Raw genomic sequence first — 17760 nt, 5'->3', positions numbered from 1 at the left:
CTATATCTCCAGCCACTGCTTATATTCTCCTATTTTTTTAGATATATCAAACTCCATAGAATACTCTAAGAGCTCATCTTTATGAAACATATTTGGATTATCAAGAGCCAATTTTATAGCTACAACCATGCTATTTAGATTATTTATAGGGGTTACTATCCCGCACTTAAATAAAGGTATAGAATCTATATCTCGTCTCTTTTTTCCCAAAATTATTCTAGGAGCACAATCTGTAGTGATTATAGGCACACCTAAAGAGATAGATTCTACTAACACATTTGGAAATCCTTCATGATTTGAACCAAACACAAAAAAATCAGCCACACTCAAAGGCGCATAAGGATTCTTTGTCTTGCCAAGTAATGTAATATTCTTAATATCTCCTATTGCTTCTTTAAGGTAGGATTCTAGCTCACCAGATCCTATAATAAATAAATGCACCTTATAACCTAAAGACAAAATTTCATTAAATGCATTAATTAGTAAAATATGATTCTTCCCAACATCAAGTCGCCCTACACTTACAAAAATTATTTCACCATTGCTTTTATGTCGCTTTATTATTTGCTTTAGTTCTGTTTCATCTTGTGATAAATTTCGTATCTTATCTATACAAAATACATTAGGTAAAAATGTAACCTTCTCTCTTGCTATACCAAAATTTTCTACTAAGTCATCTGCATTTTGCTCTGAATTAGCAGAGATTTTATGCGCTTTGTTATACAAAGCCTTAATTAAAAATCTATTAATCTTAGAGGCTAGATTATTATAGCCATATTGCTCTGATGGATAACATCTCTCTGATATAAAGATTCTTGGTTGTCTCACAAAAAATGACGCAAGTATATTTATATAATTTGGGCGTGTCATCAATGATAGAGAATGTGTAGAATCTTTAATAATTTTTGAGTATTTATAAGCAAGGAATGGTAATTTTAAAAGCTTTATCACCCCATTTTCATTATTGCTATTTTTACCTAAGATTATCTTCTCTACACCATTTGGTATCTCATAATGACAAACATCTTCAAGCAATACAAGGGTAATTTTATATTCCTTTATTAGCTCTTCTAGAAGCAATGAAGTAACCCTCTCTGCACCACCAGCACCAAATGAATAAATAAGTATTACTATATGCATTTACCTAAAACCTCACAAGTATTATCTACCATTTTAGATATTGAAAATCTATCAATAATATGCTTTTTAGATTCAAAACTTAGTCTTATTTTTTCATCATTGCTTAATGATATTACAGAATCTAAACACTTATACAAGCCCCTTTCATCACGCTTGTTGAAGCAAAATTTATAGTCTTGTCCAAAATTTGCTATTACAGCACTCTCTCCAACATCACTAACAATAGGTAAAGCCCCACATGCCATGCCTTCTGCAATAGAATTAGAAAAACTCTCCGTATATGAAGTAGATAGTATAAAATCAAAGATAGAATAATAGTACCATACATTATCTTTAGCCCCTAAAAACAATACTCTATCTTTAAAATCTCCCAATACATCTAAGCATTCTCTTAAAATTACATCATCTATTTTGCCAATAGATATAAAATATACATTACTATTCTTGCCACACAAATATCTAGCAGCTTTGGCAAAAAGCGGATAATCTTTCACTTTATTCATTCTAGCTGCAATTCCAAATATAATAGATTCTTTAGGTAGGTTTAGCCTTTCTTTTAGGATATTGTCTCTATCTTTAACACATGCAGTATCAATCCCATTATACACAACACAAGCCCTATCCATAAAATATCCATACTCTTTATAGAAACTAATTGCATCATTAGAGTTACAAACTATCGCTTTTGCATATTTACTGCAATACTTCTGTGCATAAAAATATGCTTTTGAAAAAAATGGTAGCTTTGTTACATTAATAGCACTAGATCTAAATCCAAAAACAACTGGTATATTTAAAAAAGCAGAAGCAAACAGACTAAAAAGATTAGAATCTGGCATAAAAGCATAGATAACATCTGGCTTAAAGTCTTTGATTATTTTTCTATATCTACATAAAAATAAAAAATCACTCTTGCCTTTTTTATCTACACACACATAAGGCAAATGAGAGACTTCATCATACAAATCACCACCACTATAAAATGTGCATAACAACAACTCAATATCATCTCTAGCATAAAGCCCTTTAGCAAGATTTACCCATTGTCTCTCCGCCCCACCAAAATTTAAAGATCGTATAGTTAGTAATATTTTCATTTTTCTACTATTTGCTTTGTAATTATTCTTGGGATAAATGTTTTTGGAAGACATATATAAAACAATGCCTTTAATGCTTGTAAGCTAGGGTATATTGTAAAGCTTTGCAGAATCTTTTTAAAAGCCATATTTCTATTTCCGCCTTGATGATACAAAAGTGCAGCAGTAGCACATAACTCTGATAGATACCTTGGACATACTTCTTTTCTTTCTTTATAGAATAACAAAATATTTTGTTCATAGTTCTTTGCCATTAAAAGCGGATTATATTTTAGAGTATGACTTAGAGAATCTGCATGAATTCTATAAAATTTCAAAGGCTTATGATAATAATAGCTCTGACTTTGTTTATGCATTCTAAGCCAAAGTAAGCCCATATTACCCCTCTCTTCGCTAAATCTCCTTCTTCCAAGCAAATTCCTCTCAAATAAAGTTACAAACTCTCCTTGAAGCCTACCGCTTAAGACATCCTTAAAACTAATTTCACCAGATTCATCTACTCCTCTGCCAGATAATGAGCCATCATCACTTCTAGTGCAATTTGCAATAATGATTCCATATCTTTTATCATGTTGCAAATATATATTTACCAAATTTGAAATAGCCTCTTTAAAAAGCACATCATCATCATCAAGCAATAATACAAGCTCACCATTTGCATAATCTAAACCATTATTTCGATTACCAGCTGAACCACTACTTCTAGTATTTTGCACAACCTTTATATTTGAATGCTCCATTGCATATTCTTGGGCAAAGACAAAGGTATTATCGCTTGATTTATCATCGCTAATTATTATCTCTAAGTTTGGATAGTCTTGGTCTAATATACTTAAAATTGCTTCAGTAAAAAAATATTCTCTATTACAGGTAGTAAGGACTATACTAACTTTTGGTAATTTTGAATAATGACTTAAATCCATTATCCTATATCCTTATAGTTTATTTTTGTTGGAATCCCATTTTGTATTTTATATATCACATCGCATTTTTCTATCGTACTTAGCCTATGTGCTATTATTAGGAGAGTTTTTCCTTGTGAGATTTGATATATCTCTTCCATTATTCTTTGCTCTGTTGCATTATCCAATGCACTTGTAGCCTCATCTAACACTAATACTTCAGGCTCTCCATACAATGCCCTTGCAATTGCAATTCTTTGTCTTTGCCCACCACTAAGTGCTACACCACTATCTCCAACTTTGGTATCTAATCCATCTTTACCCTCTAAAAACTCATAAATATTTGCCAATTTTAGACAATACTTAATCTTCTCTTCATTGTAGATTCTGCCAAAGACCACATTATCAGCCACACTTCCATCAAACAAATAAACCTGTTGTGGTATATATCCTATTTTCTTACGCCAACTTTTTATATTTGCATCACTAAGCTTAGTGGAATCTATATATATCTCACCACTCTTTGGAGTTAAAAGACTGATAATTAAATCAACTAATGTGCTTTTACCACTCCCAGATTCTCCTATAAATGCTATTTTTTCTCCCTTTTTTATTAGCATATTTATATTTTCTAAGACATTTTTATCACCATAGCCAAAGCTTATGTTATTAAGCTTTATACTATCTTTGAAGCTTATTTCACCATTTCCAAGATTCTTGGTTTGTATGTTTATATCATTGTATATTATTTCTAAAGATCTAAAATTAAATAATATTTTATTATATGAATCTAAGATTCTATTAATTGAAGGAAGCAGTCTGTATAATGCTAAAACATACATTGATAATAATGGTAAATAACTAGCAATATTATCTCCATCTGTTATAAATAAATACAACACAACAAAAATCATCAAACAAAATCCAATAGCCTCTAAAAGCAATCTAGGGATATGAAAGAAAGTTTGATTTTTAATATTTGATAGAGAATAACCCCAAGAAGACTTGCTAAAATTCTCTAAAATCGAACTATCATCACTATTTAGCTTAATTATTTTATAATTACCAAAACTATTTGCAATACTCTGAAAAAAGCTTTTTTGAAATTGTTCTTTTTGCTTTCCTTGACCTTTTATTTTTTTAGATACAAATTTTGTCATCAAAAAACCAAAAATACCTAATAAAATAGTAATACTAAATGTGATTTCAAAATTTACGAATAAAAGCGTAATATAAATTAGCAATACAACAAAAATTTCAGAAATCATAAAAAGTGTAGCAGATAACAAAATAGTAAAATTATGTGCTTCGGTTGTGATTGTCTTGGTTAGATAACTAGTATTTTTAGTAATAAATTCCTCATAATTCATACCCAGATAATTTACAAACAATCTGCCAACTATCAAATGATATCTACCAAATGTGAATTTGGCCAAAAAATGCTGATATGCTAAGTTTATAATGCTTCTAAAGACATAAAAACAAAGCAAGAAAATACCGAAAAACACGACAAAATCATAATAAGATGTAAAATTTAGACCATGATAAAAATAAGCAAAATATGGTTTATTTTCTATTAGAGTAAAATCACTTGCTATAGATATAAATGGAGCAATAGCAGAGATTCCAATAAGCTCTATTAAAGATACAAGCAAAGAAAACAAAAGCAAAAAATATATAAAAGCTCTATCGCGTTTGCTTAGAATTATTTTTAGTTGAGAAAACATACTCTACCTTAAAACTAGATTTTGGATTATAAACTAAAATAATTTTACTATTCCTTTAAGTAGTCTTGCTTAATTTCCTTTTGCACCTTTAGACCTAAAGCCTTTAGATTATCAAATCTATTTGCCAAATTCCCCTTGCCACTGCTTAGCTTCTTATCCATATCTTCACTTGCATTTACTAAAGTATTTATAGTCTTTTTAACCTTATCAAAATCATCTAAAATACTAGAAAACTTATCATAAAAATTCTCAATTTCTTTAAAAGCCTTTAGAACATTTGTATTACTATTTATCTTAATCCATGTTGCATCTATTGTCTTTAATGCAATAAAGAGTGTATTTGGTGTGGTTAGATAGACCTTTTTTAAATAAGCATATTGATAGATTGATGAATCACTATCCAATGCTAAATCAAGCAGATTCTGATATGGCAAAAATAAAAGCGTAAATTCATGTGCATTAGCAATATAGGCATAAGGTTTTTTGCTTAGCTCATCAATTCTTGCTTTTATATTTTTTGCTATTTCTTTTGAGAGTAATTCATAATCACTACTCTCATCAAAACTGGGCAAAGAAAACTTAGAATCTACAACAATACTCCTATCTTTGCTTAAATAAATTATCGCATCAGGAGCATATCTATTGTTATTTTCATCTCGTAAGCTTTCTTGCAATTTATATTGCTCACCCTCTTTAAGCCCACTTTGCTCTAAGACATTTTTTAGTTGCAACTCACCAAAATTCCCTCGAATCTTCTTATCGCCCTTTAGTACACTAGCTAATTTATCAGCCTTATCTCCTATGTTTTGTGTATATTTAAAAATATGGTCTATATTTACTTTTAGAGATTCTTCATTTTTGATTAGTTGCTTTGAATAATCATCAATACTCTGCTTTATAGGTGTAAAGATAGAATCTAATATCTTTTTTGAATCCTCGCTTATTTGGAGTTTATTTTGATTTAGAAAGTTTTGTTGAGTTTCTTTTAGGTTTTTATCAAATTTACCTTCTAATGATTCTAAAGATTCTTTAGCAAACTTTTGTTGGTTTTCTAATAGTCTTTGATAATGCTCTTCTAGCTGTGATTTTTGCAGCATTGCTTCTTCTTTTATATTCTTTAGTTGAAGCTCCTTTTCTTTTAATAGCTCTTCTTTTAATGCTAACTGCACCTTTAGGCTGCTATAAAGAACTCTTTGTCTTATAAAAAGCCAACCAACAATCACACATAATACTAAACAACAACCAATAATAATCTCTAACAAGCAAGAACCCTAAAAGTTTTTATTAGATTCTATCAAACTCCAAATAATATTGCCAATTATTGACAATATCCTCTCTATGCTTTTTAATATGTGCTAATTCATAATCTAAAATCTCTTTTAGATTCTCCCTAGCGCCTTTGTTACCTCTAAAATATTCTAATACATCTTGTATTGTAAGTGTGATTTGTGAATCATATTCTTTTGATTTATCACACAAAAATGACAAAAGTCTCTCTACATAATCAAAAGTAGCCTTATATAAAACCTCATTGCTCTTTAAAATTCCAAAAGAATCCTCTGTAATATACACACATATATCATCGCTAAACTCACAAGCAAATAAAGAAATAATATCCAAGCACCCACCAAAATGTGTAGCTGGTTTTGAGATATAAAGCTGAACTTCTAAATCGCTATCCAATCCTATATCTCTAGCTCTTGCAATAAGCGTTAGCGGATATGTATGCCATAGATTATGCAATGCACCTCTAAACATTTTTGCACAAAAAATCTTTTTGCAATGCTCTGTTTTAGTTGGTGCATATAAAGAAAATGCATTAGCAATATTTTCCATTGTTTTTAAAACATTTTCCTTAGCAATATCATCAAAATCAACATAATAAACACAAGGACTAGCAATACTCTTAAGCAAAGAATGATAAATAAAACTTTGGATCTTAAAGCTATCATAAACTGGCACCAACTCTCTTGTGTACCCATCCCACGAAATATATGAAGATAGTGTATTAAAATCACTATTTAAGCCTAAAGTAACCCTAGTTCCAACACCACCACTTTTATGAAATCCATGCTTTATAACAGAAATAGGATCTCTAACTTGCATAATTAATGGCACATCTCTTGGTAAAAGTGCAAAAAACTTATCCCTATCAAGTCTGCTCCCATATTTGCTAAGCCCATAATCTAAAATCGCTATGGCATTTGTTTTATCAGCATTATCTACAAGATTCTTATAATGATAAATATATCTGTCTTTTGCCAAAGATTCACTATAACTTACATTTAAAAAATAACCACTCTCATCATATAATGCTCTTAAAAAATGAAGCATTGCTGTCCCACCACTACCATGTCCAGTAGCATATATGAATCTGCATTTTGGCAGAGGAATATTAAGCTCCCAAGCAATATTTGCTGGAAGCTGTTTATAATCAATAACGCTGGGTTTCATGAGCGGAGGGAATTTTGTATTTTTATATTTGACTTCAAATTCTAAAGAAGTAATCCAAGAATATATTAAATCTATATTGTTGTTTATAAAACTAAGTGTCTCTTGGGAGATAGTTAAAGTTATAAACTCACAAATCTTCTCAAGCTTCAAAGAGCTAATAGTTGAAGCTAAAGAAGGCTCTAAATTAGCCCCCCCCCCCGCAGAGAGAATCTCAACGCTATTCATAATCACTCCTTAAACTCCATAACTTCACATGGAAAAATCTCATTATTTTTCGCATAGTAGTGTATAAACTTATCCAAAAATTGCTTATTTAAAAACATTTCACCACAAATAATCACATCTTTTAATTGATAATTTTCATTCATATCTCTAGCGAAGTTTGCAAAAAATTCAGCCAAAGAATCCACTATCCCAAAGCAAAGTAATTCCCTCTCAACACCAGCAAGCTTGAAGCTCATTACAGACCTAATTGTCTTAAAAGTATCAAGATGTATTTTATTATCCAAATCCCTAACTAGCTTAAAATCAATTCTAGGACCTTTTTCCCCCATAAACTCACTAGCACATGTAAACACTCTTTGTGAGACTTCATACAAGTCTTCATCACACTCTCCTAAATTGAGCAAAACACCACATACACCAACTAAATGAAGTAAATTTGATGAATACTTACTAACACTAGGAATCCCATCTATAGCATTACACAAACTTTCATTTTCTTTTTTAAAGTTATTATAAAGTTTGCTTGTAGTCTCACTTTGAATCTTTAATTCATTAAATATAAGATTCAAATTTGTCTCATATGCAAACTTAATTGGCTCTTTAAAAGAAGCATCAAAATACACAAAAACACTACTCTTATCTCTCCCAAGATATATAGCACAAGTCTTTAGTAGATTATTTTTTACAATAACTCTCTTAGCTTCATTAGCAAAAGAAGAATCACAAAAATTATGCTTTAAAATTAAAGAATTACTACCAACACTAATTTCTGCTTCTTTAAAATCTTGTGGCACAAAATAGCACACACCAAAAGACTTCTTAGAATCTCCAATATCTCTTAAATAAAGCCCACTATAATCTGGCAAAAACTTAACTAATAGAATTAATAAAGGCTCAAAAGGCAAAATACATTTTGTATCATCGCCTAAGAGATTCTTAAATACAGACTTTGGCTTTAGCGTTATTATTGGTTTTTCTATTGTGGCTAATGCTTGAAGCTCTTCTTGTTTTACTCTAAATATTGTCTGTAATGAATTTAGACAAAATGGCATAAAAATATAATCCCCATCTACTTTGCTTGAATCTTCTTTGAATAAAATTATCTCTTTTTTGCCAAAAATAGTCTTAACAAATACACTATCACCATTAATTAAAGATCGTGATATTTCTTGCAATTTTTCTTTTAAAGATTCTTTGTTGTGTATTTCTAGTTTTGCATTATTGTTAAAAAGTTGCATTTTACTTTGTTTAAAACACACAAAATCGCCCCATAAATCACAAAAATATTCACTATCTATATTGGTTATTTTAGAGATTTCTAGTGGATTTATAAATCTACTTACATCAAAATTGTGCTGAATCTTTGTTGTTGAATCTGCACTAAATTCTAAAATAACTTTTAGCTCTCTAAAGCACCATTGCAAAGATAGAGGTATAACACGAGAGATATGGTTTGCAAACTCTAAAATATCTGTATCATCTCCACATACTTCTAGGCAAAATGAATCTGTATTTATTAAAAATCTATGCTCAAGCTTATAATCATCACATGCTTTATCTAAAGTTTCTACAAAAAAATACAAAACCTCATCGCAAAACCCAAAATCATCTATCTTGCTAAAGACAAAAGAAGCTATCACTTAATACCCTCTATAAGAATGATGTGCAATTTCTTGCAAATCTCTATTATCAGTTTTTGTAACAACCACACCAAGAGATTCTAGGTGCTTTACTGCTTGTGCTTCCATTGTTTTTGCAGATTCTAATATTTTTGGAGATAGGCTAAAGGTTGGATCTTCACCTATTATAAATGGCTTAACACCCAAAATCTTAGTAGGAGGCAAGTCGCCTAACATCTCTATCATTTTTAAAGTTTGGAGCATTTCTACTTCATGAGCACTACCAGCCCAAGTGATATTATCAGGTATAACGCTAAAATCAAAGAAATAAACATCTCCTATTTTAGCGTCGTTTGCATCCACTGAATCTATAACTAGCACATTATCATATTCAGTAATGATAGGGATTAGATGTTGTGCCATAGTGCCACCATCTAATATCACAACTTCATGCTCACCATTAAAAGTATAATTAAGCTTTAACAAATTCGATAGATGAACGCCTATGCCTTCATCTCCAAATAGTATATTTCCAATACCTAAAACTAGAATCTTCAATTAATGTTGCTCTTCTTTTTCGAATTTATATCCACTAATTATAGTATCAATACCAGCACCGGGATATCTAGTAGCATTCCAAGAAGCCATGTATATGTGGATAGGTAAGAATATAATAAACGCCCAAGTTAATATATGATGTATAAACCTAACATTTGCTAATCCACCAAAAAGCACTTCAAGCTCTCTAGTAAATGGCATGATAGCACCACCAAGACCATTATGATACACATGTGCATATAATATTAATCCAGTAACACTAATGCCAATAATAAGCAACATAACACCTATATATGTAACCATTTGCAAAGGATTATACGCACCCTTTAAATGAGGATGCCCACCAACTAGCAAATAAGCTTTCAAAACTTTAAACCACACAATTGGATTTACCACATCTAAAAATGATCTTCTCTCAAAAGAACACTCTTTAGTAAATGCAAACAAGTAGATTCTAAATATAGAAATAGCAATCAATACAAATCCAAGTATCAAGTGCCAACTCCTCATTAATGCATATAAAAATCCAGTAGGCTCACCAGTGTGATTATCAGGTGCTATAAACGGATATGCAATATAAAATCCAGTTATTGTAAGTATAACTATACAAATAGCCCTAACCCAATGGAGGATTCTAGTGAGTTTTGAGAACTCATAGACTGCTTTATATTTCTTCTCCATAGGAATCTCCTTAGATATTACAACCAATTGCTATTGGATCTATCTTATACTCTCCAAGCTCATGCCCTTTTGTATCCATCACATGCACAGAACAAGCAATGCAAGGATCAAATGAATGTATAGTCCTTATTATCTCTAAAGGCTGTGTTAAATCCTGTATTTTTGTCCCAACCAATGAAGCCTCATAAGGTCCCATTTGTTCTTTTGAATCTTTTGGTCCAGCATTCCATGTGCTAGGCACTACGCATTGATAATTTTGCACAACACCATTTTTAATTCTTATCCAATGGCTAAGCATTCCTCTAGGAACATTGCCTATATATCTACCTTTATACTCTTTATTGTTATCTATTTTATAAGGAGCACATGTAGCTTGATCGCCGGTTTTTAGATTTTCAACCAAAGAGTTAAATGCTTCAATACCATAATCAGCAGAAAGTTTACATTCTAACACTCTAGCTGCCGTTCTTCCAAGCGTTGTAAATAATGCCTCAACAGGTAATCCAGTATCTTCTAAAAATTGTGTAGCAATTTTTGTGATTCTAGGATTCTTTGCTGCTAATCCAACAACAATAGCAGCCAATGGTCCAACCTCCATAGGCTCACCATTATATCTAGGAGATTTAATCCAGCTATATTTTCCATCTAATTGCAATGCTTTAGTATGAATTGGCTTCCCATCAGGTCCAATAGTATCTGCATCTACAAATCCAGTATAATTTGGCTCTGTCTCTCCATCATATGGGTGAAGAGGTTTATCTTCTTTATACCATGAATGAGTTGCCTCTTCAGTTATTAGATCTTCTTCAAGTGGCAGAAGTTTTGATATATCACCATTTCTCACAATACCAGTGCTATATAAAAATTCGCTTTTATTTACAGGAATCTCCTCATAACTGATAAAATTCTTAACTCCACAACCCTTTAACACGCTAGGTTCATTTTTATACATTTCAGCAGCCATTACAACATCAGCATAATAAGCACGATTCACAAAATCGGCTACTTCTTTATATTTTGTAAGCCAATCACCAAGTCTTGAAGGATCTAATATATCCATAACACAAGTTACACCACCAACGCTTAAAGATTGAGGGTGTGGTTGCTTTGCACCAAAAATAGCCATAAGCTGTGCGGCTACTCTTTGAATCTCTAATGCTTTAAGATAATGTGATAATACTATTAGATTCTGCTCTGGTGTGAATTTATATGTCCCATGTCCCCAATACGCATTCGCAAAAGGTCCTAAGCCTTGTTTTCCACTTGCAAACTTTTTTACCCTCTCTTGCACTGCTTTTAGCTCATCAGCACCAGTTGCAATAGGATTTTTGGAATATTTAAATGCTAATTCTGAAGCTTTTTTTGGATCTGCTTTTAGTGCAGAAGTAATATCACACCAATCAAGCCCATGCAAATGATAAAAATGCACTAAATGATCATGCAATACCAAAGAAACATTCATTAACGCCCTAACCATTTGTGCGTTAAATGGCACTTCAATACCAAGTGCATCTTCTACTGCTGTAATACCGGCTTTATAATGCGAATATGTGCAAACACCACAGATTCTTTGCACCATAAATCCAACATCTCTAGGATCTCTATTTTTAACTATTACTTCCAATCCTCTCCATAGTGTAGAGCTAGAATACGCCTCTTGTATTATATTGTTCTCATCTACAATAACCTCAATTCTTAAATGCCCCTCAATTCTAGTAATTGGATCTACAATAATTCTCTTTGTCATTATTGCTCCTTATCTTTTTTAATGTTTGATAATACTGCATGTGCTGCCATACCAATAGCTGCTGCTCCTAAGAGTGCGATTCCTATGTTATCTGCTGTTTTATCAGCACCACCAAACATAGGAGTATTAAACAATCTATTTGCCATAGGTTCTTCAAATGGTCCCATTGTATCCCAGAAGTTTGGCTCACTACAGCCTATGCAACCATGTCCTGCTTGTATAGGCCAACTAGTATGAGAGTTGAATCTAAGTTTAGAGCAGTTATTAAATGTATATGGTCCTTTACAGCCTACTTTATATAGACAATACCCATTCTTAGCACCTTCATCGCCAAAAGTTTGCACAAACTCACCTGCGTCAAAATGCCCTCTTCTCTCACATAAATCGTGGATTCTTAAACCATATGCCCATTTTGGACGATTAAACGCATCAACGCTAGGTAATGTGCCAAATAAAATAAAATGCAATACATTTCCAACTATATTTTTCTCGCTAGGAGGACAGCCGGGAACATTAATTACAGGCTTATTTGTAACGGCACTTAGAGGCTTTGATGCAGTTGGATTTGGGTTTGCTGCTTGAATCCCACCAAAGCTAGAACAAGTTCCAATAGCAAAAATAGCAGCTGCATTCTCACTAGCTTTTCTAGCACTCTCTAAACCAGTCATACCATGTGCGCCAATAGTCAAATACTGCCCTTCTAATGCCGTTGGGACACCACCTTCTACCATTAGAACATATCTTCCTTTGTATTTTTCAATAGCGTCTTCTAAGTTTTGCTCTGCTTGATATCCAGAAGCAGCCATTAATGTTTCGTGATATTCTAAAGAAATATAATCAAATATAAGACTATCAATGCCAGGACCATCACTTCTTAACAAGCTCTCACTACAGCCGGTACATTCTGCCATATGTAACCAAATCACAGGTAATCTATCAGCTACTTCAGCAGCTCTAGCAGTCAATGGTGCAAAACTAGCCGGCAAAGATAGCATAGCAGTCATAGCACCAGCCCATTTCATAAAATCTCTTCTTGATATTCCATGCTCTTTTAAAGCCTTTGTAATGCTTCTATCCTTTTTTAGAGCGGGCAGTTTTTTTAGCTGATTTAATCTAGCTTCTGCCTTACTAAACAAAGATTCTTCTATTATGTCCATAAAACCCCCTTAAGTTTAACTTTAAATTAACCTAATTCTATCACAATATTTTATATTTTAATTTATATTTATCAAATCTTTAAAATTAGTTTCATTTGAATCAGTAGAGTTGTTGTCATTTAGGTGAATATTATTTAATACATGTTCATTACCTATATCAATCAACCAATATAAGCGCGATACATCATCTATGGCAACTTTTAAAGTAGCGATTTGATAACCTTGTCTCTTTTCTATTCCAGTAACTTCTCCTACAAAAATATTAGAATAAAAGATTCCATCATAACCACTTGTATAAACCAAATCACCAACTTCAATGGCAGGAAACAAAGGTATATAATCAACAATGAATCCTTTTGTTAAATCATATTTGGCAACCCCACCTAATTTATTCTCACCCACAACAACACCATAACTACACTTCTCATCACCATTTAGGTAGCCTATTAGTCTTTCATTTTCATATCTTGCAATACCTGCTACTTTATCATCTACCACCAACCCATAAATTACCGAATGATCAACATTTCTACCAGTATGAGATTCTAGCCATACCTTTGTATAGTCATTTATATTCACATAAGATAGTGTTCTTGCTAGTTGCATATTTGGCATTTCCATACCAAATGTAGAATTAACCGAAGATAGCAGGGCATTATATTCTGATTTTAGAAACTCCAACTCATAAGCTATCTTTTCCTTGTCTTTTAAGTCATTATTTAAATGTTTAATCTGTTTTGCTTGGTCAAAATGCCTTGTAATTGTATTGACGACATTATTGTTTAAGTTTAAAACCCCAACTTTCACTAAATCAGAAAAATACAACACTTGTGCATGAATCTCCTTAGAAAGCCTAATGGATAAAAACAATACAATTGATAAAAAAAGAACCCAAAGAGCAAGTTTTCTCATACATTACTCATAGGATAATTGCTGTAATACATCAATTTCTTCTAATGCTTTACCCGTTCCCTTTGCTACACACAATAATGGCTCTTCTCCAACATATACAGGTAATTTCACTATCTCTGATAGATATTTATCTAGCCCTCTAATTAAAGCTCCACCTCCAGTTAAGACAATCCCATTTTCTACTATATCTCCTGCTAGATCAGGTGGCATTTGCTCTAGCACATCTTTTAGGGCATTTGATATTTCTTTTAGCGGTTCTTTCATAGCTTCTCTTACATCTTCGCTTGTAAGCTCTATTGTATTTAAAAGACCGCTTACTTGGTCTCTACCTTTAACCTGCATACTTAAAGGTTCAGGTAAGCTAATTGCAGAACCAATTCCAATTTTAATCTCCTCTCCAGTTCTCTCTCCTATTAGAAGACTATATTTTCTCCTTACATACTCAACTACCGCACAATCGAGCTTATCACCAGCAACTCTTAAAGACTTTGAAATAACCAAACCACCAAGAGAAATAACACCAATTTCAGTAGTTCCACCACCAATATCAACCACCAAACTACCTTTAGGCTCTTTTACTGGAAGCCCAGCACCAATAGCTGCTGCCATGGGTTCTTCAATTAAAAACACCTCTCTTGCTCCAGCACTCATTGCAGATTCTTTTACTGCTTTTCTTTCAACTCCAGTTAGTCCATATGGCACACACACTATAATTCGTGGTCTCATTAATGCTTTTCTCTTATGTGCCTTTTCTATAAAGTGGCGTATCATTTTCTCTGTCATATCAAAATCAGCGATAACTCCATCTTTCATTGGTCTAACTGCAGTTATGCTTCCGGGGGTTTTGCCTACCATTTCCTTTGCTTCTTGTCCTACGCTTAGTATTTTATTTTTACCAAACCTATCATTTTGGACTGCTACTACTGATGGCTCATTTATTATTACACCCTGCCCTTTTACTATTACTATTGTGTTTGCTGTTCCTAAGTCAATAGAAATATCATGCGAAAACCAACCAATTATCTTATCTATTAGCATATCTTTCTCTCCTTAAGCACTTTTTTTATTCTTTTTTTGTTTTACCAATATTGGTTTTGAAGCTTTTAGTACAGAATCTTTTGTAATAATCACATCATATCCCTTTAGCTCCGGTAACTCATACATAATATCCAGCATAACTTCTTCCATAATAGATCTAAGACCTCTAGCACCTGTTTTACGCTCTATTGCTAAATTGGCTATCCCTTCTAGTGCATCATCTTCAAAAATTAAATTAACCCCGTCCATTTCAAAAAGTTTTTTATATTGTTTAACTAAAGAATTTTTAGGTGTTTTAAGTATTGAAATCATTGCTTCTTTTGTGATTTCTCCCAAAGTAGCTATCATATGCAATCTACCTATTAACTCTGGTATAAGCCCAAAAGATACCAAATCATCTGGTTCAACTTTGCTTAGCAAATCATCTTTTAAAGTTTGCTCTAATTTAACATTATGGAATCCAAGAGTATTTCCACTTGTGCGTCTTTGGATAATATCTTTTAGCCCATCAAATGCACCACCACAAATAAATAATATATCTTTTGTATTTACTTGAGTAAATTCTTGATTAGGGTGCTTTCTACCACCTTTTGGAGGAACATTTACAACACTTCCTTCTATTATCTTTAGCAATGCTTGTTGAACTCCCTCACCTGATACATCTCTTGTTATAGATCTATTTTCTGATAGACGAGATATTTTATCAATCTCATCTATAAATATAATTCCTCTCTCTGCCTTTTTTACATCACCATCTGCTTCTTGTAGCAATCTAGTTAATATATTTTCTACATCTTCTCCAACATATCCAGCTTCTGTAAGACTTGTAGCATCGCAAATTGCAATTGGGACATTTAAAAATCTTGCTAAAGTCTGTGCCATTAATGTCTTGCCACTACCAGTTGGACCTATAAGCAAGATATTTGATTTTGCAATTTCTACATCATCATCGCCAACATTTTGAGATATTCTTTTGTAATGATTATATACAGCTACGCTAAATACCTTTTTTGCTTCTTCTTGTCCTATTACATATTCATCAAGTGTAACCTTTAATTCTTTTGGTGGTATTAGTGGAATCAAATTGTCATCTATACTGCTATCTTCTTCACTATTTTTATAGTCATACTCATCTTCCACACCAAAAATTATTTTATAAGATGCAATAACGCAATTTTTACATATACATACATCATTTCCTGTAATTAATGGATTCTTATTTGTTTCTTTTGATTTACAAAAATTACATACTCGTTCACTCATTATTCTTCCTCACAAAAGGTATGCCTCTAGTTGATTGAATTATAAAATTACATAAATTTGAAACATTTAAATCACAATCTTCAGCTAAAATATCGCTTGCTATTTCTTTTATGGGTTTATTAGCCACAAATAACCGCTTATAAGCACTATTAATCTTATCAACTTCGTGGTGTTCAAAATTTTTGCGTAACCTATGAAGATTTAATCCTCTAATTACAGCTCTATTTCCTTCTGCCATACAAAACGGAGGAATATCTTGTGATAATGCACTAGCACCAGCCACCATAGCATAATCCCCAATTTTTACAAACTGATGAACTGGGGTTAAGCCTCCTATGTTTATGTGATTCCCAAGTATTACATGACCACCAAGAGTAACACCATTTGCCAAAATACAATTATTGCCTATAATACAATCATGTGCTACATGCACATAAGCCATTAGCAAATTTGAATCTCCAATTTTAGTGATACTTCCACCACCTTCTGTTCCTGGATTTATCATTGTAAATTCACGAATCTTATTAAAATTACCAAAAATTAGCTCATTTGGTTCATCGTTATATTTTAAATCTTGTGGCTTAGTGCCTAAGACAGAATTTTGGAATACTTCATTTCCAATCCCCAAAGTTGTATTACCAACAATCGTTACATTATTGTGTATTTTGCAGTTATCACCTATTTTTACATCTTTACCTATAAAACAAAAATGCCCTATTTCGACATTCTCGCCTAAAATAGCACCTTCTTCTACTACTGCACTACTAGCGATTTTGCTCATCTTTCAGCCTTTTTATCTACAATCATAGCTTTTAACTCTGCTTGAGCTACCATTTTATCATCTACATAGCAATACCCTTGCAAAACCCAAATATCGCCTTTATGCTTTAAGACTTCAAGCTTATAATCAAGCCTATCTCCCGGAACAACTGGCTTTCTAAACTTTGCATTATCTATACTCATAAAATAAACTATTTTATCCCCATTATTAGCAGAATCTTCGCCAAACATACTAATGAAAGCCAATACGCCACCAGCTTGAGCCATACCTTCAATTATATACACTCCCGGATACACTGCTTGTCCTGGAAAATGACCATTAAATATATCTTCATTTATTGTTACATTTTTATATGCACTAAGACTTTCATTAACCTTTATATCAACGATTCTATCAACCAATAACAATGGGTATCTATGAGGTAAAATATCTTTTATTTTTTGAATATCTATCATGTTT

Annotated in this window: 16 protein-coding genes; all 16 read right to left on the bottom strand. The window is 32.2% G+C overall.

From position 1 onward, the window contains the following. From PF021_RS00185 to fabZ, 16 genes are read right to left on the bottom strand one after another with little or no spacing between them, the layout of a single operon-like run. Positions 1-1140 carry a glycosyltransferase gene (locus PF021_RS00185; RefSeq protein ID WP_271020354.1) on the bottom strand — a complete coding sequence of 380 codons (1140 nt, stop codon included), beginning with the start codon at positions 1138-1140 and terminating at the stop codon, positions 1-3. After that, positions 1131-2237, bottom strand: a complete 1107-nt coding sequence (locus PF021_RS00180; protein ID WP_271020353.1) for a glycosyltransferase — start codon at positions 2235-2237, stop codon at positions 1131-1133. Before PF021_RS00180 ends, PF021_RS00185 begins: the two co-directional genes overlap by 10 nt. Beyond that, on the bottom strand, positions 2234-3160 hold the full coding sequence (locus PF021_RS00175) for a glycosyltransferase family 2 protein (RefSeq protein WP_271020351.1): 927 nt from the start codon (positions 3158-3160) through the stop codon (positions 2234-2236). Before PF021_RS00175 ends, PF021_RS00180 begins: the two co-directional genes overlap by 4 nt. After that, on the bottom strand, positions 3160-4866 hold the full coding sequence (locus PF021_RS00170; RefSeq protein WP_271020348.1) for an ABC transporter ATP-binding protein/permease: 1707 nt from the start codon (positions 4864-4866) through the stop codon (positions 3160-3162). The genes PF021_RS00175 and PF021_RS00170 overlap by 1 nt, the downstream gene beginning before the upstream one ends. A gap of 47 nt (positions 4867-4913) precedes the next feature. Next, positions 4914-6128 carry a DNA recombination protein RmuC gene (locus PF021_RS00165; RefSeq protein ID WP_271020347.1) on the bottom strand — a complete coding sequence of 405 codons (1215 nt, stop codon included), beginning with the start codon at positions 6126-6128 and terminating at the stop codon, positions 4914-4916. Positions 6129-6150: 22 nt separating this feature from the next. Further along, positions 6151-7545: a DUF2972 domain-containing protein gene (locus tag PF021_RS00160; RefSeq protein WP_271020345.1), complete on the bottom strand. Its 1395-nt coding sequence runs from the start codon at positions 7543-7545 to the stop codon at positions 6151-6153. A 2-nt stretch (positions 7546-7547) separates the two neighbouring features. Beyond that, positions 7548-9185 carry a protein hydE gene (locus PF021_RS00155; RefSeq protein WP_271020344.1) on the bottom strand — a complete coding sequence of 546 codons (1638 nt, stop codon included), beginning with the start codon at positions 9183-9185 and terminating at the stop codon, positions 7548-7550. Further along, positions 9186-9722, bottom strand: coding sequence for a HyaD/HybD family hydrogenase maturation endopeptidase (locus tag PF021_RS00150; RefSeq protein ID WP_271020342.1), 537 nt, complete (start codon positions 9720-9722; stop codon positions 9186-9188). After that, positions 9723-10403, bottom strand: a complete 681-nt coding sequence (gene cybH / locus PF021_RS00145) for a Ni/Fe-hydrogenase, b-type cytochrome subunit (RefSeq protein ID WP_271020339.1) — start codon at positions 10401-10403, stop codon at positions 9723-9725. 10 nt (positions 10404-10413) lie between these two features. After that, positions 10414-12150 (bottom strand): nickel-dependent hydrogenase large subunit, encoded by a 1737-nt coding sequence (locus PF021_RS00140; protein WP_271020337.1) that lies wholly within the window; start codon positions 12148-12150, stop codon positions 10414-10416. Further along, positions 12150-13307 carry a hydrogenase small subunit gene (locus PF021_RS00135; protein ID WP_271020336.1) on the bottom strand — a complete coding sequence of 386 codons (1158 nt, stop codon included), beginning with the start codon at positions 13305-13307 and terminating at the stop codon, positions 12150-12152. The genes PF021_RS00140 and PF021_RS00135 overlap by 1 nt, the downstream gene beginning before the upstream one ends. Before the next feature lie 57 nt (positions 13308-13364). Then, entirely contained in the window at positions 13365-14219 is an 855-nt protein-coding gene (locus PF021_RS00130; RefSeq protein WP_271020335.1) for a rod shape-determining protein MreC, read from the bottom strand. Positions 14220-14222: 3 nt separating this feature from the next. After that, positions 14223-15257: a rod shape-determining protein gene (locus PF021_RS00125; RefSeq protein ID WP_271020333.1), complete on the bottom strand. Its 1035-nt coding sequence runs from the start codon at positions 15255-15257 to the stop codon at positions 14223-14225. A 12-nt stretch (positions 15258-15269) separates the two neighbouring features. Beyond that, positions 15270-16520, bottom strand: coding sequence for an ATP-dependent Clp protease ATP-binding subunit ClpX (clpX, locus tag PF021_RS00120; protein WP_271020331.1), 1251 nt, complete (start codon positions 16518-16520; stop codon positions 15270-15272). Continuing rightward, a complete protein-coding gene (gene lpxA / locus PF021_RS00115; protein WP_271020329.1) occupies positions 16513-17301 on the bottom strand; it encodes an acyl-ACP--UDP-N-acetylglucosamine O-acyltransferase in 789 nt (262 codons plus the stop codon). Before lpxA ends, clpX begins: the two co-directional genes overlap by 8 nt. After that, positions 17298-17756: a 3-hydroxyacyl-ACP dehydratase FabZ gene (fabZ, locus tag PF021_RS00110; RefSeq protein WP_271020328.1), complete on the bottom strand. Its 459-nt coding sequence runs from the start codon at positions 17754-17756 to the stop codon at positions 17298-17300. The genes lpxA and fabZ overlap by 4 nt, the downstream gene beginning before the upstream one ends. Between the last annotated feature and the right edge of the window lie 4 nt (positions 17757-17760).

The sequence above is a fragment of the Helicobacter ibis genome, from assembly GCF_027859255.1.
GTDB classification, from domain to species: domain Bacteria; phylum Campylobacterota; class Campylobacteria; order Campylobacterales; family Helicobacteraceae; genus Helicobacter_D; species Helicobacter_D ibis.
The sequence above is the reverse complement of the archived record's forward strand: the minus strand, read 5'-3'. Positions and strand labels throughout refer to the sequence as shown.

What these genes read in the sequence shown, in the direction of transcription:
- clpX (WP_271020331.1), bottom strand. Translation starts at nt 16,520, where the DNA reads ATGAGTGAACGAGTATGTAATTTTTGTAAATCAAAAGAAACAAATAAG.
- PF021_RS00175 (WP_271020351.1), bottom strand. Translation starts at nt 3,160, where the DNA reads ATGGATTTAAGTCATTATTCAAAATTACCAAAAGTTAGTATAGTCCTT.
- cybH (WP_271020339.1), bottom strand. Translation starts at nt 10,403, where the DNA reads ATGGAGAAGAAATATAAAGCAGTCTATGAGTTCTCAAAACTCACTAGA.
- PF021_RS00185 (WP_271020354.1), bottom strand. Translation starts at nt 1,140, where the DNA reads ATGCATATAGTAATACTTATTTATTCATTTGGTGCTGGTGGTGCAGAG.
- PF021_RS00160 (WP_271020345.1), bottom strand. Translation starts at nt 7,545, where the DNA reads ATGAATAGCGTTGAGATTCTCTCTGCGGGGGGGGGGGCTAATTTAGAG.
- fabZ (WP_271020328.1), bottom strand. Translation starts at nt 17,756, where the DNA reads ATGATAGATATTCAAAAAATAAAAGATATTTTACCTCATAGATACCCA.
- PF021_RS00180 (WP_271020353.1), bottom strand. Translation starts at nt 2,237, where the DNA reads ATGAAAATATTACTAACTATACGATCTTTAAATTTTGGTGGGGCGGAG.
- PF021_RS00140 (WP_271020337.1), bottom strand. Translation starts at nt 12,150, where the DNA reads ATGACAAAGAGAATTATTGTAGATCCAATTACTAGAATTGAGGGGCAT.
- lpxA (WP_271020329.1), bottom strand. Translation starts at nt 17,301, where the DNA reads ATGAGCAAAATCGCTAGTAGTGCAGTAGTAGAAGAAGGTGCTATTTTA.
- PF021_RS00135 (WP_271020336.1), bottom strand. Translation starts at nt 13,307, where the DNA reads ATGGACATAATAGAAGAATCTTTGTTTAGTAAGGCAGAAGCTAGATTA.
- PF021_RS00130 (WP_271020335.1), bottom strand. Translation starts at nt 14,219, where the DNA reads ATGAGAAAACTTGCTCTTTGGGTTCTTTTTTTATCAATTGTATTGTTT.
- PF021_RS00125 (WP_271020333.1), bottom strand. Translation starts at nt 15,257, where the DNA reads ATGCTAATAGATAAGATAATTGGTTGGTTTTCGCATGATATTTCTATT.
- PF021_RS00170 (WP_271020348.1), bottom strand. Translation starts at nt 4,866, where the DNA reads ATGTTTTCTCAACTAAAAATAATTCTAAGCAAACGCGATAGAGCTTTT.